Source organism: Promicromonospora kroppenstedtii (assembly GCF_044389675.1).
Classification (GTDB): Bacteria; Actinomycetota; Actinomycetes; order Actinomycetales; family Cellulomonadaceae; genus Promicromonospora; species Promicromonospora kroppenstedtii.
In genome coordinates, this window is record NZ_JBIRYI010000011.1 from 47,320 (window position 1) to 66,839 (window position 19,520).

Consider the following 19,520-nt stretch of genomic DNA (forward strand, 5'->3'; position numbering starts at 1 on the left):
CCCGCCAGCGGCCGAACCGCTCAGACCGGATAGTCGACGCCCCCAGCCGTCTCCGCATTGGCGGCGACGTCCTCCTGCAGCCGCTCGACGGCGCGCGTGATGTTCGCCAGCGCGTCGCTGCCGAGGATCAGACGACGCCGTGGGTGCGCCGCCGTGACCTCGGCATAGACGGCCGCGGCGGACGCCGTCGCGTCCCCGGGGAACAGGAGCGTGGCCGCGTCCGGCAGGGCCACCGCGTCCAGGAACGGACGGACGGCGGGCTCGTAGTCCGCGATCCGTGCGCCCGACGTCCTGGTGCGGCCGATGATCCCGGTGCGGATCGAACCGGGCTCGACCAACAGCGTGGTGATGCCGAGGTGGGCCACCTCGCCCGCCAGTGCGTCGGTGATGCCCTCCAGCGCGAACTTGCTCGCCGAGTAGTAGCCGTTCACCGGGAGGCTGGCGATCCCGTCCATCGACGAGATGTTGACGATGGTGCCGGCTCGCTGGTCGCGGAGGGTCGGCAGGACCGCACGCATCATGCCCACCGCCCCGAAGAAGTTGACCTCGAACACCGCGCGGTAGTCGGCCTCGTCCTGCTCCTCGACCGCTCCGATGAAGTCGATGCCCGCGTTGTTGACGAGCACGTCGATCCGCCCGAACCGCTGCCGGGTCGCCTCGACCAGCCGCGCGCGGGCATCGGCGTCGGTAATGTCGGCGGTGACCGGGAGCAGACTCTCCGGGTAGCGCTCGGCCAGGTCGCTCAGGGGGCCGACGTCGAGCGCGGCGGCCGCGACGTCGTGCCCCTCGGCGAGGACGTGTTCGGCGAGCAGGCGGCCGAGTCCGGTTGCCGCTCCGGTGATGATCCACGTGGACATGGTGGTTCCTTTCGATGGGTTCGAGACAGGTGGTCGGACGAGGCGCTGGCGGCTCAGACGGCCGACGGCGCGGCGCTCAGCAGAGCCGCTCGCCTCCGGGAGCGGCGGTTCGCGACCAGGATCCCGACGGCGACGACGACGGCACCCACGTAGAAGAGCGTGGAGACCTGGAACACCGCGGCGTAGCCCTCGGCCTGGACCGCCGGGTCGGGATCCGTCCCGTGGCCGACGGCCGAGGCGAAGATGACGGTCAGGATCGCGAGCCCGATCGAGCCACCGATCTGGTGCGCCGTGTTGACGAGGCCCGAGGCCGCACCGGCGTCGGACTGCCCGACGTCGGCCATGCCGAGCTCGGTGAACAGGATGATCGCGATGCCCTGACCCACGCCGAGCACGAGCAGCGGGAGCACGATCTGCGGGAAGTAAGGAGTGGTCGCGTCGAGCCGGCTCAGCCAGGCCATACCGACGGTCGCGAGCACCAGGGAGGCGACCAGCAGGGTCGACTTGTTCATCCGCGCGCCGAGGAAGCGGACGACGTACACCATCGCGAAGAACATCGCGGTGGTCGGGATGTACGCGAAGCCGGTCTCCAGCGGGCTCAGGCCCAGCACGTTCTGCAGGTACTGCGACAGGAAGTAGAACATCGAGAACATCGCGCCGACGATGAGGACGCGGCCGACATACGCTCCGGACCGCTGCACGCTGGCGAACAGCCGCAGCGGGACGATCGGCTGGGCCGCCCGGCGCTCGACCAGCACGAAGGCGACCACGAGGACCACGGCCGCGACGAGCGGGACGATCGTGAACGGGCTGGACCATCCGGCCTCGGCCGCCTCGACCAGGCCGTAGACCAGCGCGGACATGCCGAGGGTGATGGTGAGCGCACCGGGCACGTCGATCCGGCCGGACTGCCGCCCGCCCTCGGGCAGCACACGAGGCGCGAGTGCGACGACGAGCGCGCCGATCGGCACGTTGATGAGCAGGCCCCAGCGCCACGACCAGAACTGGGTGAAGACCCCGCCGACGATGATGCCCACGCTCGCGCCGGCGCCGATCACCGCGCTGTAGACCGCGATGGCACGGGCGCGTTCCTCGGGCGCCGGGAAGCTGGAGACCAGGAGCGCGAGCGTGGCCGGGATCGCGAAGGCCGAGGCCAGGCCCTGCACCGCGCGGGCCACGATCAGCAGCTCTGCCGTCTGCGCGACGCCGGCGAGGAGCGACGCGAGGGTGAAGACGACGACGCCGGCGACGAACACGCGGCGACGGCCGAACAGGTCGCCGGCGCGAGCGCCGAGGAGCAGCAGGCCGCCGAACACGAGGACGTAGCTGTTCTGGATCCACGAGAGCCCCGAGTCGGTGAAGCCGAGCTCCTGCTGGATGTGGGGCAGCGCCGTGGTCACGATCGAGGCGTCGAGCGTCATCATGAGCTGGCAGCCGAGGATGACGGCCAGGACGACGCCCCTTCGATCTGCGCCCGGACGGGCCGGGCTGGTTGTAGCGGACATGAGAGCAGCTCTCCGATCTGGAAGTAACTAACAAGTTTGTTACCTCAGTGAAGCACGGTCCGGCGGTGCTTGCAACTAACTAGTTATTCACTAGGATGGACGGCATGGTCAGAGACTCCGACGCGACCCGCGCCCGCATCCTCGACGCCGCGGAGGCCGAGTTCGCCGCGTACGGCATCGCGGGAGCACGGGTCGACCGCATCGCCGAGAACGCGCCCGCGAACAAGGCGCTCATCTACAAGCACTTCGGCAGCAAGGACGAGCTGTTCGACACCGTCTTCGCGCAGCGGGTGCTCGCGTTCGTGGACAAGGTCGACTTCGACGCGACCGACCTGCCCGCCTACGCGGGCCGCGGGTTCGACCTCTACGAGGCCAACCCGACCACGCTGCGGCTCACCACCTGGTACCAGCTGGAACGCCCGCAAGGGCAGCTCGACGCGATCATGGCGTCCAACGCCGCGAAGCTGAAGGCCATCAAGGAAGCCCAGGACGCCGGCCTGCTGACGAGTGCCTACGCACCCCTGGAGCTGCTCACCGAGGTTCGAGCGCTCATGATGAGCTGGCACCTGCACACGCCGGAGCTCGCGATGGTCCGCCAGCCGGCCCGGGCCCGCAGGCGCGAGGTCGTCGTCGAGAGCGTGCGCCGTCTCGTCCAGGGCGACCACCGCTGAAGCGGGGCCAGGGCCCCACCGGTCGCACGTCACGCCCCGACCAGAGACCGTAGGCAGACGCCGGACCCATGCCGTAGACTCCCTGCCGCGGGGGGAGTACTTCCCAACACCGTCCCGGTCATTACGGCACTGCTACCAGTGCCTCGGGCGGCGGCCTTGCCCAGCAAGGCGAAGGAGACCTCGGAGCCGACCTATCTTTGGAGACTCCTTGCTCGCCTCGCTGACGAGTTCTGCTGCCCCTGCCTCCGCGCTGACGACCGTGGCCACACCCATGATGTGGGCCCTGACGATCCTCGCCGTGATCGTCCTGATCGTCGTCGACTTCCTCATCACCCGGCGCCCCCACGAGGTCTCGATGCGCGAGGCCCTGGGCTGGAGCGCCTTCTACATCGCCCTCCCGCTCGCGTTCGGCGGCTGGATCTGGGCCACCTTCGGCTCGTCGATCGGCGTGCAGTACCTGACCGGGTACCTCGTCGAGAAGTCGCTCTCCGTGGACAACCTCTTCGTGTTCATGCTGCTGCTCAGCGCCTTCGCGGTGCCCGCGGCCCTGCAGCAGCGCGTCCTCCTGCTCGGCATCGTCGGTGCACTGGTGCTCCGCGGCGTCTTCATCGCCGTCGGCGCCGCCGTCCTCGCCAACCTGAGCTGGGCCTTCCTGCTGTTCGGGGCGATCCTGCTGGCCACGGCGGTCAAGATCCTCCGCGACCAGATCAAGGGCGACGACCACGCGATCGAGGTCTCCGAGCTGCGGTCGGTGAAGCTGATCCGCCGCTTCATGCCCGTCACGGACGACTACCGCGGCCCCGCGCTGTCGGTCCGCGAGGGCGGCAAGCGGATGCTCACCCCCCTGGCGGTCGTGGTCGTCGCGATCTTCGCCGCCGACGTCGTCTTCGCGGTGGACTCCGTCCCCGCCGTCTACGGCATCACCAGCGACCCGTACCTCGTGTTCGCGACCAACGCCTTCGCCCTGCTCGGCCTGCGCGCCCTGTACTTCGTGCTGCAGACCGCCCTGAGCAAGCTGGTGCACCTGGGCTACGGCCTCGCGACGATCCTCGCCTTCATCGGCGTGAAGCTCGTGCTGCACTGGGCCCACGGCATCTGGGCCGGCGTGCCCGAGATCCCGACCGTCGCCTCGCTGGGCGTGATCATCGCCGTCCTCGTGATCGTCACCTTCACCAGCCTCCATGCGACCCGCAACGACGACGAGGGCAAGGCCACCGAGCACGCCGCCACGGGCGACGCGTCGGGCACCCCGGCCGTCGAAGCGGCGGACGGCGAGAAGTCCGACCAGGACCGCGACGAGTCGAGCGCGACCCGCCCCGGAGCACACTGACCCGCTCCACCCCGGTACGTGTCAGCCGTACAGGTCACCAGGGTGACCCTGTACGGCTGACGCATGTGTGAGGGTCTGACAGCGCGACGGGCAGGATCGGCAGACCGGCGTCGTTCCGCCGTAGAGTCCTCCCCGCTATGGACGCATCGGCCCTCACGCTCACCGTCGTCGTCGGCGGCACGATCGCCGCCCTGCTCATGGGCCTGTCCAAGACGGGACTGCCCCCGCTGGGCGCGCTCGGCGCGGCGATCATCGCCTCGGTGCTCCCGCCGGTCCAGGCGGCCGGCGTCGCCCTGCCGCTGCTCATCGTGGGCGACCTGGTCGCCGTCAGCACCTACGGCAGGGACGTCCGCTGGCGCATCCTGCGCGGCCTGCTGCCCAGCGTGACGGTCGGGCTGCTGGTCGGATTCGCGGCACTGAGCTGGGCCCCGCCCGACGTCAGCGCCCGGATCGTCGGCGCACTGCTCCTGCTCGCAGGGCTCGGCGACCTGGTCCGGCAGCTCGCCGCGCGGCGCGCCCGACGCCGCCCCCCGCGCCCGGCGGACGCCGAGACCGTACCCGCGGGCGCGACACCCGACACACCACGCGCCACCCTCGGCGAGCGCCTCGCCCGCGCCGCCCTCGGCGCCACCGCCGGCGTCTCCACGATGATCGCGAACGCCGGCGGACCGCCCATGAGCCTCTACCTGCTCCGGACCGGCGTCTCGCGAGCCGGGCTGCTCGGCACGGTCGCGCTGTTCTTCCTCACCGTCAACGTGGCCAAGCTGCCGTTCAGCGCGAGCCTTGGCCTCGTCTCGGCCGGCTCGCTGCTGGTCTCCCTCGCCCTGCTGCCCGGCATGGTCGCGGGCCTGCTCCTCGGCCGGTTCGTGGCCCACCGCATCTCGGGCCCGGTGTTCAGCACGGCCGTGCTGATCGCGACGGCCCTGGCAGGCGCCCGCCTCCTGCTCGGCTGAAGCCATATCCGGGCTACCGATTCGGCCCCTCGTGCGGATAGTGTCCCGGTATGCCCGACGAGTCCGTCGACTTCTACCCGTCCCGCGCGCACGTCATCACGCTCGCCCTCGGCACCCTCGCGCTGGTGGTGCTCTGCGCCGTCGCCGCCCGGCTCGGCTTCGACGCCGCCCAGATCAGCGGATCGCCGGCCGCGCTGGCCGTCGTGTCGGTGAGCGCCATGGGCGTCCTGGTCTTCACCGGGCTGGGCCTCATCGTGCTGCGCCGCCTGCTGCTGCCCACCTGGCCCGTACTCACGCTCGACGACGACGGCCTCACCGACTGGCTGCCCAACCTCGGCGTCGAGCAGGTGCTCTGGACCGAGGTCACGGGCGTGCGCGAGGCCCGGCTGGCGTTCCGGCGCGTGCTCGCCGTCGACGTCGCCGACCCGCGGGCCGTCGTCGTGCGGCAGCGGACGTTCGTCCGTCGCATCGCGGCGTCGCTGAACACGGCCCTCGTCGGCACGCCCGTGGTCCTCAAGCCGGGGAGCATCGACACCCGTCCGGAGGAGCTGTCGGCCGCTCTGACCGGGTTCGTCACCGACCGGGCGCCCCTCGCCGGGCCGGTTGCGTAGACTTCTAGGACCATCCGCCGAGAAACACCTGCCGAGCAGCGCGAGGGATCCTCATGAGCGACGACCTCTTCGACGAGCCGCCCGCCGCCGAGCCCGACCGCGGCTACGCCGACTTCGAGTTCGAGCGCCGCTTCTTCGTGCGTGACCTACCGGCCGAGCTCAAGGACGCCCCGGCCCTCATCGTCCAGTCCTACTTCCTGGCCGACGACGGCTACGCGCTGCGCGTCCGGGTCCAGGCGGGCGACGTCGACGCCGACCTCACGGCCGACACCGATCCGGCCGAGCTGCTCCGGTCGCACGTCGCGGACATCGACTTCGCCGCCGTCACGGTGAAGGGCCCGGCCGTCGGGGGTACCCGCTACGAGGCGGAGCGCGAGCTGGACCCGAGCATCGGCGTCGAGCTGGTCCGCCGCGGCGGCGCGCCGGTCGTCAAGGTGCGCTACGCCGCGTGGCTCGGGGCCGACGGCTGGTCCATCGACGTGTTCGGCGGGGCCAACCACCCGCTGGTGGTGGCCGAGTGCGAGCGCTCCGGCCCGGTAACAGGCCTGCAGATCCCGGACTTCTGCGTCACGGAGATCACCGACGACCGCCGGTTCTCGAACGAGTACCTGGCCACGGAGCCGTACAGCGCGTGGGCTCGGTCGTTCGCCGCGGAGCTGGCGAGCCAGGGGCCCGCCTTCCGCCAGGACTTCGGGCCGAACACCCACCTGCGGCTCTAGCCGCGCCACTCGCCCTTCTCGACGACGCCCGACACGAACTCCCAGTGCCACGGCTCGTACTTGCTGCCGCCGAGCTGTGCCCACGCCGGGTTCTGCCAGCCGTAGGACGGCGCGTTGGCCCAGAGCCACGAGAAGACGTCGCTGTCGCCCGTCTCCTTGGTGCACAGATCGATCGCCAGGCCCCAGCCGTGCATGGACGTGCCCGGGGAGGCGGCGTAGAAACCACGCGACGCCTTCATCTCGTACTGCGTGTTCAGGTCGCGGTAGCTGGCCACCAGGCACAGCTCGCGCCCGAACGACGCACGGAACGCCTCGTTGAGCGCGCTGAGCGACATCGCGGCGTCGGGCCGGAGGTACTCCCCGTCCTGCCACAGCTCGCACAGCGAGTGGTCCGCGAGCCCACCGTTGGTGCCGTCCACGGGTGCGTTGACGTCGCAGTTCGGCAGGGGGCTGCGGTCGAGCGAGCGGCTGGCGGCCGACACGGGGCGGGTGAGTGCCTCAGCGCGGACCACGGCGGCCGAGGTCTCCGGGCGCTCGACGGGCTGCGTCACGAGGTCCAGTACCGACGGCCCGGTGGGCGGAGCCTCGACGTCGAACGGCGACTCACCGGGTTGTTCGGCGGCCTGCACGAACGGCGCCGCGATGGTCGCGGCGGCGAGCGTGCCGACCACGGCGGCCCTGGAGATCATTCGCTGTCCCGCGGGGACCGACGACGTGGGACGCGAGGCCTTGGGGACCGCTCCGGTGACCAACCGGTCGAACGACGTCATCTTGCGCATCGCCTGCGTCTGCTGCTCCGCCTCACGGCGCGCGCGGCGCGTCATGAGGGCGGGCTGCGTGCTCGTCACAGCCGTGGACTCCACTGGCCCTCCGTCTTCATGTGTCCGCGGCCCCCTCGCGCTCCGTTATGTGCACGTGACATTAGACCCGGGTCGGCCAGGCTGCCAACCCCGGCCCGTTGGTCGTCCGGCGCCGGACGACCAACAGGCACTGGTCAGCGGCGCTGCATGGCGTCACGCACCTCGCCGACGAGCTCCTCGAGGATGTCCTCCAGGAAGACCACGCCGAGGACCGCGCCGTCCGCCCCCTCCACGCGCGCCAGGTGCGAGCCCGAGCGCTGCATGACCCGCAGCGCGTCCTCCACCTCGTCGTCGGGCGCGACGGCCGCCAGGGCGCGCACGCGCCATACGGCGACCGGCTCGAACCGCGCGGGCCCGGTCGCGTACAGCACGTCCTTGAGGTGCAGGTAGCCGACGAGCTCGTCGCCCTCCTCGCGCCGTGTCACCACGGGGAACCGGCTGAAGCCGTGCTTGGACACGAGCCGCTCGACGTCGTCGGGCGTGCTGGTCTCGTCGACGGCGACCAGGCCGCCGACCGGCACCATGACGTCGCGCGCGGTGCGGTTGGAGAACTCGATGGCGCCCGTCAGGAGGCCCTGCTCGTCGCGCAGCACGCCCTCGGCCTGCGAGTGCTCCACGATGGACTGGACCTCCTCGGCCGTGAAGGCCGACGCGACCTCGTCCTTGGGCTCGACGCCGGCGAGCCGCACCGCGTGGTTCGCGATCCAGTTCAGGCCGACGATGATGGGCCGTAGCACCCGGCCGAGGAGCACCAGGGGCGGCCCGAACCACATGACTGCCCTGTCCGGGCCGGAGACGGCCAGGTTCTTCGGCACCATCTCGCCGAGCACGACGTGCAGGTACACGACGAGCGACAGCGCGATGACCAGGGCGATCGGGTGCGTGAGCTCCTCGCTCACGCCCAGGCTGTGCAGCGGCCCCTCCAGCAGGTGCGCGATGGCGGGCTCCGCCACGATGCCCAGACCCGTGGAGCAGACGGTCACGCCGAGCTGCGCGCACGCGAGCATGAGCGACACGTGCTCCATCGCCCACAGCACGGTGATCGCGCGCCGGTCCCCGGCCGCGGCGAGCGGCTCGATGGCGCTGCGGCGCGCCGAGATGACGGCGAACTCGGCGCCCACGAAGAACGCGTTCCCCGCGAGCAGCACGAGGCCGATGACGAGTGCGGTGGTGGTGCTCATCGGGTCGCGCCCTTCTCGGAACCGTTGCGGCCGGCCCCGGAGTCGTCGGCCCCCGGGTCGGGGTCGTCGGGCAGCGGGCGTACCCGGAGGCGCTCGACACGCCGTCCGTCCATGGCCTCGACACGCAGGCTGACCCGCGCGTGCGGACCGTGCAGGCCCGCCTGCCCCACCGTGACCTCGTCGCCGACCCCGGGCATCCGGCCCAGCTCCGCCATCACGAGGCCGCCGAGCGTCTCGTAGGCGGCACCCTCCGGGACCTCGATCGTCGTGTACTCGGCGAGCTCGTCCGGGCGGAGCACGCCGGGCACGATCCACGATCCGTCGGCGGCGCGCGACGCGCCGGCCCGCCGGGGGTCGTGCTCGTCGGCGACGTCGCCCACCAGCTCCTCGACGACGTCCTCCAGCGTGACGACGCCGGACGTGCCGCCGTACTCGTCCACCACGACGGCCATCTGCAGACCGAAGCCGCGCAGCTCGACGAGCAGCGGGCCCAGGCGCACCGTCTCGGGGACGCGGGGCGCGTCGACCATGAGCGCGGCCGCGGGCACCTCGCCCCGGCGGTCGTGCGGCACGCCGACGGCGCGGCGCAGGTGCACCAGGCCGACGATGTCGTCGCGGTCCTCCCCGATCACGGGGAACCGCGAGTGCCCGGTGCGCCGGGCGAGCGCGACGACGTCCTCCGCCGTGGCGTCCCGGTCGATGACGGACATGCGCAGACGGTCGGTCATCACGTCGCGCGCGCTGAGCGTGTCCAGCTCGATCGAGTTGGTCAGCAGCGTGGCCACCGACTCCTGGAGCGTGCCCTCCTCGGCGGAGCGGCGCACCAGCGAGGCCAGCTCGGAGGCCGAGCGCGCGCCCGACAGCTCCTCACGGGGCTCGACGCCCAGGCGGCGCAGCAGCGCGTTGGCCGAGCCGTTGAGCACCGCGATGAGCGGCTTGAAGGTGATGGTGAACACCCGCTGGACCGGCACCACCAGGCGCGCGGTGGCCAGCGGGGCGGACAGCGCGAAGTTCTTGGGGATCAGCTCGCCGCACACCATGGAGAAGGCGTTCACCAGGATGAGGGCCAGGACGCCGGCGAGCCCGGCGGAGACCGCCGTCGGCACGGACGTGTTGCCGAACGCGGCGGAGATCAGGGAGTTCAGGGCCGGCTGGGCGGTGTAGCCGAGCAGGATGGTGGTCAGCGTGATGCCGACCTGGGCCGAGCTCAGCTCCGTGGAGAGGTGGCGCAGCGCGGTGCGGACGCTGCGGTCCCGCAGGCCGTTGCCGAAGACCGGCTGGGCGCCGGACGCGGACCGCGCGCCGGGATCAGAGGAGGAAGCAGACCGGGAACCGCCGGGTCTGTCTCCCTCCGAGTCGTCGGAGTCGCCGATCACGGCGGGGTCGATGGTGACGAGGGAGAACTCCCCCGCCACGAATACTGCTGTGCCTGCCGTGAGAAGAACGCCGACGGCGACCATGATCCATTCGCCGGTCATCTCACGCTCCGGAGGGCACCGCGGGGGTCCTGATTCATCCAGGTTTCTCGGTGGGGATATCGCTCGATCATCGTGCGATAGATCGTAGCGGGAACAGTGCAGACAGCGCCCAGGAGTCCGACTCTCAGGCTGGCTTCAGTGTCTTATCAGGCAGGTACGGGCATGATTGACCTATGTCATCTGGTACTCCCCAGCCGTCTGGGGCCCCGCAGCAGCCCGGCACGGCGTCGGCCGCCGCCTCGACCGGTCAGCAGTCCGCGACCGTGCTCGTGGTGGAGGACGAGCCCACGATCGCCACCGCGATCGCCCAGCGGTTGTCCGCCGAGGGCTGGCGTGTCGAGGTGGCGCGCGACGGCCTGTCCGGCGTCGACGCCGCCTCCAGGCTGCGCCCCGACCTCGTCGTGCTCGACGTGATGCTCCCGGGCATCGACGGGCTCGAGGTCACGCGACGCATCCAGGCCGAGAACCCGGTCCCGATCCTCATGCTCACCGCACGGGACGACGAGACCGACATGCTGGTCGGCCTGGGCGTGGGCGCGGACGACTACATGACCAAGCCCTTCTCCATGCGCGAGCTGGTGGCCCGCATCAAGGCCCTGCTGCGGCGGGTCGACCGCGCGGCGCAGGCCGCGGCGACCACGCCCGCGGACCCGCCCATGATGATGGGCGACGTCACGGTGGACCGCGCGCAGCGCCGCGTCTACCGCGGCGGCGAGGAGGTGCACCTGACCCCGACGGAGTTCGAGCTGCTCGTCATGCTCGCCGGCTCTCCCAAGACGGTGCTGACGCGCGAGCGCCTGCTCGCCGAGGTCTGGGACTGGGCCGACGCCAGCGGCACGCGCACCGTCGACTCCCACATCAAGGCCCTGCGCCGCAAGCTCGGCCCGGACCTGATCCGCACGGTGCACGGCGTCGGCTACGCGTTCGAGCCGCCGGCCAACCAGTAGCGCTGGTGCCCCGATGAGACCGCACGTGCCCCGCGTCCCCGACGTGCGGCCGCTCGACCCCCTGCGCTCGCTGAAGATCAAGCTCGGCGTGCTGGTCGCCGCCACCGTCACGGCGGCGGTGCTGATCACCTGGCTCGGCCTGCAGGCATCGCTGGGGCCGAGCCGCACCTTCCCGCTCGCGATCATCCTGTCGCTGCTCGTCACCCAGATCCTGGCCCGCGGCATGACGTCGCCGCTGCGCGAGATCACGGAGGCCGTCCAGGCCATGGCCGACGGCGACTACACGCGGCGGGTGCGCGCCACGAGCAGCGACGAGGTGGGGCAGCTCGCGCACGCCTTCAACCGCATGGCCGAGGACCTGGCCTCCGTGGAGCAGACGCGGCGCGACCTCATCGCGAACGTGTCGCACGAGCTGCGCACGCCCGTCGCGGCGCTCCAGGCACAGCTGGAGAACATGGTCGACGGCGTGGTGGAGCCCACCCCGGCCGCGCTGGAGCAGGCGCACGCGCAGACCGAACGCCTGACGCGGCTCGTCACCTACCTGCTGGACCTCTCCCGGATCGAGGCCGGCGCCTCGGCCCTGAACATCGGCGAGATCGCCGTCGGGGACTTCCTCGAGCACTGCGCCGAGGACCTCCAGATGGTCGACGCCGCCAAGGACCTGCACTACGTCATCGACGTCACCCCGGAGGACCTGACGATCGAGGGCGACGCCGAGCGCCTGCACCAGGTGGTCATCAACCTGCTGCAGAACGCCATCCGCCACTCGCCGCAGGGCGGCGTCGTCCGCCTGGACGCGTACCCCGTGGACGGCACGGAGGGGTCCGACATCGTGCTGGAGGTCAGCGACGAGGGGCCCGGCATCGCCGCCGCCGACCGCGAGCGGATCTTCCAGCGCTTCGTGCGCGGCACCGGGTCGACCGGCGCACCGCGCGGCGACGGGGGCCGCGGCGACGGGGGCCGGAGCGTCAGCCGCCGGGGCGGCCGGAACCGGGGCGACAAGGGCCGTGCCCCCGCGACCGACGAGTCTCTCGCGGACACGATGGGCGGCGCCGGCGGGACGGTCGGCTCCGGCACCGTCGGGTCGAGCGGCGGCACCGGCATCGGCCTCGCGATCGTCCGCTGGGCGGTCGAGCTGCACGGCGGCCACGTGCAGGTCGTGGACTCCGAGCGGGGCGCGACGATGCGCGTCACCCTCCCCGCGCGAGCGCACCCGGCACCGGGTGTGAGCACGACGCACACGGTCTGACCTCGTCCTGCGCCGCGGGCGTCGTCCGGTGGGCGGCGTCTGGTGAGAAACCCAGCAGCCTAGGGCTGCGAGCGGTCGAAACGTGAGACGGAGTCCCGTGATTTCTGTCACAGACGCCAAAGATTGTCCGTGCGGGGCGAAACCCCGTAACACCATGTTGGGGACTTCCAGGCCGAACGTTGCCCTGGTTTTGCTCTGTGTGCGAGAAACATGACGAACCTACTTCTTTGACACCGGACCCGCCCGCAACACCCGCGTGATCACGCCCCCCGCGGGGCGCGAAGGGCCTACCCTTGGAGGGTCCGAAAACCATTCGGGCTGTGCGCGCTGTGACCCCTGTACGGCGCGCGACGAACGCAACTGTGGTGAAGGTGGGCGATCCGCGCGTGTCCCCTAAGGCTGGTTCAGAGTCGATCAGCGTGGCGAGCTCGTCATTCGGAGCCAACGAATGGCTTGTGGACGAGCTCTACCAGCAGTACCTGAAGGACAAGAACGCGGTTGACCCCGCGTGGTGGGACTTCTTCGCCGACTACACGCCGGGCGAGAACGGTTCCGCCAAGGAGGGCGCACCGACCGCCCCCGCTTCAGCCCCGACACCCGCCGCAGCGGCTCCGGCCGCGCCCGCGACGGCCGCCCCCGCTGCGGCGCCCGCGACGGCCGCGCCGAAGGCTCCTGCCCAGCAGAGCGCCGGCCCGGTCACGGGTGGCACCGCGGCCGCGGAGGCCGGACAGCCCGTGCGGGAGAAGTCCCTGCCGGCCGACCCCAAGGTCAACCCGGCCAACCCGATCGCCACGCCGCCCACCACCCACTACGCGGACACGTTCGAGCGCCCCGTGGCGCACCCGGACGCCGTCGACGACATCCAGAAGCTGCGCGGCCCCGCCGCGCGCGTGGTCACGAACATGGAGGCCTCGCTCGAGGTCCCCACCGCCACCTCGGTGCGCGCCGTGCCCGCCAAGCTGATGGTCGACAACCGCATCGTCATCAACAACCACCTCAAGCGCGGCCGGGGCGGCAAGATCTCGTTCACGCACCTCATCGGCTTCGCGCTGGTCGAGGCCCTGGCGGACATGCCCGTCATGAACGCGCACTACGAGCCGGTCGACGGCAAGCCGGGCGTGAACCAGCCGGCGCACGTGGGCTTCGGCCTCGCGATCGACCTGGCCAAGCCGGACGGCTCCCGCCAGCTCCTGGTGCCGAGCATCAAGAAGGCCGAGGAGCTCGACTTCGCCGAGTTCTGGGCGGCCTACGAGGAGCTGGTCCGCAAGGCCCGCAACAACAAGCTGGGCGTGCCGGACTTCCAGGGCACCACCATCTCGCTGACCAACCCGGGCGGCATCGGCACGGTGCACTCGGTACCGCGCCTCATGCAGGGCCAGGGCACCATCATCGGCGTCGGCGCCATGGACTACCCGGCGGAGTTCGCCGGCGCGTCCGAGGAGCAGCTCGCCCGGATGGGCATCTCGAAGGTCATGACGGTCACCTCGACCTACGACCACCGGATCATCCAGGGCGCGCAGTCCGGCGAGTTCCTGAAGATCATCTCGAACAAGCTGCTCGGCCTGGACGGCTTCTACGACCGCGTGTTCGCGGCGCTGCGCGTCCCGTACGAGCCCGTGCGCTGGGTCCGTGACAACACGGTCGACGCCGACGTCGAGGCCGCCAAGCCGGCCAAGATCGCCGAGGTCGTGCAGGCGTACCGCTCGCGCGGTCACCTGATGGCGGACACCGACCCGCTGGCCTACCGCCAGCGCAAGCACCCCGACCTGGACATCCAGACCCACGGCCTGACGCTGTGGGACCTGGACCGCACCTTCCCGACGGCGGGCTTCGGCCCCAAGCCGAAGGCGACGCTGCGCGACATCCTCGGCCTGCTGCGTGACTCGTACTGCCGCACCATCGGCATCGAGTACATGCACATCTCCGACCCGGGTCAGCGCAAGTGGCTCCAGGAGCGCCTGGAGGCCGGCTACGCCAAGACGCCACGCGAGGACCAGCTGCGCATCCTGCGCCGTCTCAACTCCGCCGAGGCGTTCGAGACGTTCCTGCAGACCAAGTTCGTGGGGCAGAAGCGCTTCTCGCTGGAGGGCGGCGAATCCCTGATCCCGCTGCTCGACGCGATCCTGTCGCGCGCCGCCGAGGGCGGTCTCGACGAGGTCGGCATCGGCATGGCCCACCGCGGCCGCCTCAACGTGCTGGCGAACATCGCGGGCAAGAGCTACGGCCAGATCTTCAAGGAGTTCGAGGGCCAGCTCGACCCCAAGAGCGTGCAGGGCTCGGGTGACGTCAAGTACCACCTCGGCACCGAGGGCACGTTCACCTCGGAGTCCGGCGCCACCACGCGCGTCTACCTCGCGGCCAACCCGTCGCACCTGGAGGCCGTGGACCCGGTGCTCGAGGGCATCGTCCGCGCCAAGCAGGACCGCATCGACCTGGGTGGCGACGGCTTCTCCGTGCTGCCGATCCTGGTGCACGGCGACGCGGCCTTCGCGGGCCAGGGCGTCGTGCCCGAGGTGCTGAACCTGTCGCAGCTGCGCGGGTACCGCACCGGCGGCACCATCCACGTGGTCGTCAACAACCAGGTGGGCTTCACCACCGGCCCGACGGCGTCCCGCTCGACCACCTACGCGACCGACGTCGCCAAGGGCTACCAGGTCCCCGTCCTGCACGTGAACGGCGACGACCCGGAGGCCGTGGTCCGGACGGCGGAGCTCGCCTTCGCCTTCCGCGAGCAGTTCGGCAAGGACGTCATCATCGACCTCATCTGCTACCGCCGCCGCGGGCACAACGAGGGCGACGACCCGTCGATGACGCAGCCGCTCATGTACAACCTCATCGAGACCAAGCGCTCGGTGCGCAAGCTGTACACCGAGAACCTGGTCGCGCGCGGTGACATCACCGTCGAGGAGGCCGAGCACGCGCTGCAGGACTACCAGTCCCAGCTCGAGCGGGTCTTCACCGAGACCAAGTCCGGTTTCACGCCCGCCCCGGAGACGGAGCACCTCGCCGGCCTGGAGCGTCCCGAGTCGCAGCGTGAGGACGCCGGCACGATGGTCGGCTGGCAGACGGCGATCTCGCACGACGCCCTGCAGCGGGTCGGCGACGTGCACATGTCGCCGCCCGAGGGCTTCACCGTGCACCCGAAGCTCGCGCAGCTCCTGGAGAAGCGCCAGCTCATGGCCAAGGAAGGCGGCATCGACTGGGGCTTCGGCGAGCTCGCGGCCTTCGGCTCGCTGCTCGCGGAGGGCACCCCGGTGCGCCTCGCCGGCCAGGACTCGCGCCGTGGCACGTTCGTGCAGCGGCACGCGGTGCTCCACGACCGGGAGACCGGCGCCGAGTGGACCCCGCTGCTGTACCTGTCGGGCGACCAGGCCAAGTTCTGGGTCTACGACTCCTCGCTGTCGGAGTACGCGGCGCTCGGCTTCGAGTACGGCTACTCGGTCGAGCGTCCGGACGCCCTCGTGCTCTGGGAGGCGCAGTTCGGCGACTTCGTCAACGGCGCCCAGACGGTGATCGACGAGTTCATCTCGTCCGCCGAGCAGAAGTGGGGTCAGTCGTCGTCGGTGGTCATGCTGCTGCCGCACGGCTACGAGGGCCAGGGGCCCGACCACTCGTCGGCCCGCATCGAGCGGTTCCTGCAGCTCGGCGCCGAGGACAACATCACCATCGCGCAGCCGTCCACGCCGGCGTCGTACTTCCACCTGCTGCGCCGGCAGGCCTACGCCCGGCCGCGCCGTCCGCTGGTGGTGTTCACGCCCAAGCAGCTGCTCCGGCTCAAGGCGGCGGCGTCCGCGGTGGAGGACTTCACCGCGGGCACGTTCCAGGAGGTCATCCCGGACGCGACGGCGGACACCGCCAAGGTCGACCGCGTGCTCCTGTGCACTGGTCGTGTGTACTACGACCTGCTCGCCGAGCGCACCAAGCGCGGCGACGAGGGCGTGGCGATCGTTCGCCTGGAGCAGCTCTACCCGTTCCCGGAGGCGCAGATCCGCGCGGAGATCGCCAAGTACGGCGACGCCGAGGTGGTCTGGGTGCAGGACGAGCCGCAGAACCAGGGCGCGTGGGGCTTCATCCACCTGGCGCTGCCGATGGACGTCCCGTACGTCAAGGTGGTCTCCCGCCCGGCGTCGGCCTCCACGGCCGCCGGTACGGCCAAGCTGCACCAGGCGCAGCAGAAGACGCTGCTGGAGCAGGCCTTCACGCGCGGCTGACACAGCGCAGACCAGGAGGGCGTCCCGTACGGGGCGCCCTCCTTCGTCGTTTCCGGGCCGACGGCGCCCGGCAGCCGTACGCTGGCGTGATGCCGGACGCCACCTTCAAGGACCTGGTCATCGACGCCACGAGCGGATCCGAGCTCGCCTCCTTCTGGTCGGCTGCCCTCGGCCTCCGGTCGGAGCCGGCCGGCGACTCCGCCGCCGACTTCCTGCTGGTGGACGACGTGGCCGAGCACCGGGTCTGGATCAACGAGGTACCCGAACCCCGCACCGTGAAGCAGCGCGTGCACCTCGACCTGCACGCCACCGTCGACGAGCTGACGCAGCTGGGCGCCTCGGTGGCCGCGGAGTACCCGGACATCGAACAGGACGACTGGAGCGTGCTGCGCGATCCCGAGGGCGGTGAGCTCTGCGCGTTCCCGCAGCAAGCCGCGACGGTGGGCCGCTACCGCCTCCACGCGCTGGTCGTGGACGCCGCGGACCCGGCGGCGGTGAGCGGCTGGTGGGGCGAACGGCTCGGGCTGGAGCCGAAGCGGTTCTCCGAACGGCCGTGGTACAGGCTGGAGTCCGGTGCGGGCCTGCCCGCGCAGATGCTCTTCATCCCCGTCCCGGAGCCGAAGACCGTGAAGAACCGCATCCACTGGGACGTGTGGGGTGAGACGGAGCGGCTCCTCGCGGCCAGGGCGACGTTGCTCACCAGCCGCGAGGACTCACCGGACCCGCACGTCTTCTGGGACGTGCTGGCCGACCCGGAGGGCAACGAGTTCTGCGTCTTCCGCCCGGACCAGCCCTGAGCCGGGCCGGTCCGGAGCGTCACCACTTGTCGTGGACGTGCTCCTTGATCAGCTCGTCGTAGATCTCGCGCACGCCCGACATGAACAGCGGGCCGAGCGTGGCGGCGTCACCGGCGGCCGCGTTGGCGCGGGCCTGCTCGACGTTGCGCGCGCCCGGGATGACGGACGAGACGCCCGGCCGCTGCCAGGTCCAGGCGATAGCGGCCTGGGCCGGGGTGAGGGTCTCCCCCACGATGTCGCGGGCCAGCTCGGTGAACCTGGCCGCGGCCTCGAGGCCCACCTCGTAGGGCACGCCGGAGAACGTCTCACCGACGTCGAACGCGGCCCCGTCCCGGTTGAACGTGCGGTGGTCGTTCTCGGCGAACACCGTGTCCTTGGTGTACTTGCCCGACAGCAGGCCCGACGCGAGCGGCACGCGCGCGATGATGCCCACCCCGGCGGCCGACGCCGCGGGCAGCACCTCGTCCAGCGGCTTGAGCCGGAACGCGTTCAGGATGATCTGCACGGAGGCCACGTTGGGGCGCGCGATGGCCTCCATGGCCTCCGAGACCTTCTCGACGCTGACGCCGTAGGCGGCGATGACGCCGTCCGACACGAGCTCGTCGAGCGCGTCGTACACGGCGTCCGTGGAGTAGACGGCGGTGGGCGGGCAGTGCAGCTGCACCAGGTCCAGCCGGTCGACACCGAGGTTCTGCCGGGACCGGTCGGTCCACTCGCGGAAGTTCTGGAGCACGTAGTTCTCCGGCACCTGGTCCATGCGCCGGCCCATCTTGGTGGCGACGGTGATCCCGGCGTCGGCGTGCTCCTTGAGGAAGCTACCGATCACCTGCTCACTGCGGCCGTCGCCATAGACGTCCGCGGTGTCGAAGAAGGTCACCCCGGCCTCGAGCGAGGCCTCCAGAACGGCACGGGCATCGCTCTCGCTGACGTCGCCCCAGTCGGCGCCGAGCTGCCAGGTGCCCAGGCCCACGGCCGATACGAGGCGACCGGTCCGTCCGAGTACCTGCTGTTCCATCGTTCCTCCTGCTGCTGGGGCGGGCTGAGCTGCCCGCGCGGCCCGACGTCGGGCCCAGTTCATCGGTGGGTTGCTTCTGGCCTTCTGCCACCCGACCGTCTAGCCTGCTCTTCTAGTCTGCTGTCTCACGCTACGTGTCGCAGGCGTAATTTGCCCTACGGTTACGGTGTGAGTGTGACGACAGAAATTCCTCCGGTTGCTGCCGCAAGGCCCCATCCTTCCGGGGACCAGTTCCGCATCAGCCACGCGGGTCACCGCGCCACCGTCACCCAGGTGGGTGCGGCGCTGCGAGAGTACTCGGTGGACGGCCGCGATGTCGTGGTTCCGTTCGGCGCGGACGAGATCAACCCCGTGTTCAACTGCGCGGTCCTGATCCCCTGGCCCAACCGGCTCCGTGACGGCGCCTACGAGTACGGCGGCGTGACCCACCAGCTCCCCGTGACCGAGCCGGCCCGCAACACCGCGCTGCACGGCCTGGCGGCATTCGACCGCTGGTCCGTGGTGGAGCACACAGGTTCCGCCGTCACGCTCGAGCTCGAGCTCGTGGCCCGGCCCGGCTACCCGTTCCAGCTCGTCGCGCAGATGCGGTACGCCCTGTCCGACGCCGGTCTCGAGATCACTCTCGACGTCACCAACGTGGGTGCGGACACCGCACCCTACGGCTGCGGGTTCCACCCGTGGCTGTCCACGGGCGGCGCCGACCTGGACGAGTGCACCCTGCGGCTCGACGCCGCGACCCGCGTCACGACCGACGAGCGGCTCCTGCCGACCGGCACCGAGCCGGCGTCGGGCATGTTCGACCTGCGCGAGGCACGCAGCGCGGCGGGCGTGGACCTCGACGACGCGTACGTGGACGTCATCCGGGACGCCGACGGTCTGTCCTGGGCCCACCTGACCGGACCGGACGGGAGGACGGCCGCGGTCTGGATGGACGAGTCGCAGGACGTGTGGCAGGTCTGCACGGGCGACCACATCGAGCCCGCCCGCCGCCGCATGGGGCTCGCCGCCGAGCCCATGAGCTGCGTCGCCGACGCCTTCCGCACCGGTGAGCGGCTCGTGCACCTGGCCCCGGGCCAGCACCACGGCGTCCGCTGGGGGATGACCCTGCTCTGACCGTCCCGCGTTGTCGCGACGCG

16 protein-coding genes are annotated in these 19,520 nt (G+C 71.2%); 10 read left to right on the plus strand and 6 right to left on the minus strand.

Annotated features, from left to right (window positions below; genetic code table 11):
* Nucleotides 1-20: 20 nt before the first annotated feature.
* Together ACH47X_RS18005 and ACH47X_RS18010 are read right to left on the minus strand one after the other, a co-directional pair.
* Complete coding sequence (locus ACH47X_RS18005; protein WP_397405900.1) at nt 21-857, minus strand: SDR family NAD(P)-dependent oxidoreductase; 837 nt, start codon at nt 855-857, stop codon at nt 21-23.
* Nucleotides 858-910: 53 nt separating this feature from the next.
* Nucleotides 911-2,362, minus strand: a complete 1,452-nt coding sequence (locus ACH47X_RS18010; protein ID WP_397405901.1) for an MFS transporter — start codon at nt 2,360-2,362, stop codon at nt 911-913.
* Nucleotides 2,363-2,466: 104 nt separating this feature from the next.
* Between ACH47X_RS18010 and ACH47X_RS18015 the strand changes: the two genes are divergently transcribed.
* The 5 genes from ACH47X_RS18015 to ACH47X_RS18035 all read left to right on the plus strand — a co-directional run bounded on the left by ACH47X_RS18015 (nt 2,467) and on the right by ACH47X_RS18035 (nt 6,646).
* Nucleotides 2,467-3,033, plus strand: coding sequence for a TetR family transcriptional regulator (locus ACH47X_RS18015; protein ID WP_397405902.1), 567 nt, complete (start codon nt 2,467-2,469; stop codon nt 3,031-3,033).
* Nucleotides 3,034-3,292: 259 nt separating this feature from the next.
* Nucleotides 3,293-4,363 (plus strand): TerC/Alx family metal homeostasis membrane protein, encoded by a 1,071-nt coding sequence (locus ACH47X_RS18020; protein ID WP_397405903.1) that lies wholly within the window; start codon nt 3,293-3,295, stop codon nt 4,361-4,363.
* A 137-nt stretch (nt 4,364-4,500) separates the two neighbouring features.
* Nucleotides 4,501-5,316, plus strand: coding sequence for a TSUP family transporter (locus ACH47X_RS18025; protein ID WP_397405904.1), 816 nt, complete (start codon nt 4,501-4,503; stop codon nt 5,314-5,316).
* A 50-nt stretch (nt 5,317-5,366) separates the two neighbouring features.
* Nucleotides 5,367-5,927, plus strand: a complete 561-nt coding sequence (locus tag ACH47X_RS18030) for an STM3941 family protein (RefSeq protein WP_397405905.1) — start codon at nt 5,367-5,369, stop codon at nt 5,925-5,927.
* Nucleotides 5,928-5,980: 53 nt separating this feature from the next.
* A complete protein-coding gene (locus tag ACH47X_RS18035) occupies nt 5,981-6,646 on the plus strand; it encodes a CYTH domain-containing protein (protein ID WP_397405906.1) in 666 nt (221 codons plus the stop codon).
* Here ACH47X_RS18035 and ACH47X_RS18040 read toward each other — a convergent pair.
* The 3 genes from ACH47X_RS18040 to ACH47X_RS18050 form a co-directional block, all read right to left on the minus strand.
* Nucleotides 6,643-7,509: a M15 family metallopeptidase gene (locus ACH47X_RS18040; protein ID WP_397405907.1), complete on the minus strand. Its 867-nt coding sequence runs from the start codon at nt 7,507-7,509 to the stop codon at nt 6,643-6,645. The genes ACH47X_RS18035 and ACH47X_RS18040 overlap by 4 nt on opposite strands.
* 131 nt (nt 7,510-7,640) lie before the next feature.
* Nucleotides 7,641-8,687 (minus strand): hemolysin family protein, encoded by a 1,047-nt coding sequence (locus tag ACH47X_RS18045; RefSeq protein WP_397405908.1) that lies wholly within the window; start codon nt 8,685-8,687, stop codon nt 7,641-7,643.
* Nucleotides 8,684-10,165, minus strand: coding sequence for a hemolysin family protein (locus ACH47X_RS18050; RefSeq protein WP_397405909.1), 1,482 nt, complete (start codon nt 10,163-10,165; stop codon nt 8,684-8,686). The genes ACH47X_RS18045 and ACH47X_RS18050 overlap by 4 nt, the downstream gene beginning before the upstream one ends.
* A gap of 173 nt (nt 10,166-10,338) precedes the next feature.
* On the opposite strand from ACH47X_RS18050, the gene ACH47X_RS18055 reads away from it, so the two are divergent.
* From ACH47X_RS18055 to ACH47X_RS18070, 4 genes are all read left to right on the plus strand, one after another.
* Complete coding sequence (locus ACH47X_RS18055) at nt 10,339-11,112, plus strand: response regulator transcription factor (protein ID WP_084468210.1); 774 nt, start codon at nt 10,339-10,341, stop codon at nt 11,110-11,112.
* A 13-nt stretch (nt 11,113-11,125) separates the two neighbouring features.
* Entirely contained in the window at nt 11,126-12,361 is a 1,236-nt protein-coding gene (locus ACH47X_RS18060) for a sensor histidine kinase (RefSeq protein ID WP_397405910.1), read from the plus strand.
* A 386-nt stretch (nt 12,362-12,747) separates the two neighbouring features.
* A complete protein-coding gene (locus ACH47X_RS18065) occupies nt 12,748-16,572 on the plus strand; it encodes a multifunctional oxoglutarate decarboxylase/oxoglutarate dehydrogenase thiamine pyrophosphate-binding subunit/dihydrolipoyllysine-residue succinyltransferase subunit (protein ID WP_397405911.1) in 3,825 nt (1,274 codons plus the stop codon).
* Between the two features lie 89 nt (nt 16,573-16,661).
* Nucleotides 16,662-17,369 (plus strand): VOC family protein, encoded by a 708-nt coding sequence (locus ACH47X_RS18070; protein ID WP_397405912.1) that lies wholly within the window; start codon nt 16,662-16,664, stop codon nt 17,367-17,369.
* Nucleotides 17,370-17,388: 19 nt separating this feature from the next.
* Here ACH47X_RS18070 and ACH47X_RS18075 read toward each other — a convergent pair whose 3' ends face one another.
* Nucleotides 17,389-18,384, minus strand: a complete 996-nt coding sequence (locus ACH47X_RS18075; protein ID WP_397405913.1) for an aldo/keto reductase — start codon at nt 18,382-18,384, stop codon at nt 17,389-17,391.
* A gap of 174 nt (nt 18,385-18,558) precedes the next feature.
* On the opposite strand from ACH47X_RS18075, the gene ACH47X_RS18080 reads away from it, so the two are divergent.
* Nucleotides 18,559-19,497: an aldose 1-epimerase family protein gene (locus tag ACH47X_RS18080; RefSeq protein ID WP_397405914.1), complete on the plus strand. Its 939-nt coding sequence runs from the start codon at nt 18,559-18,561 to the stop codon at nt 19,495-19,497.
* Nucleotides 19,498-19,520 lie beyond the last annotated feature (23 nt).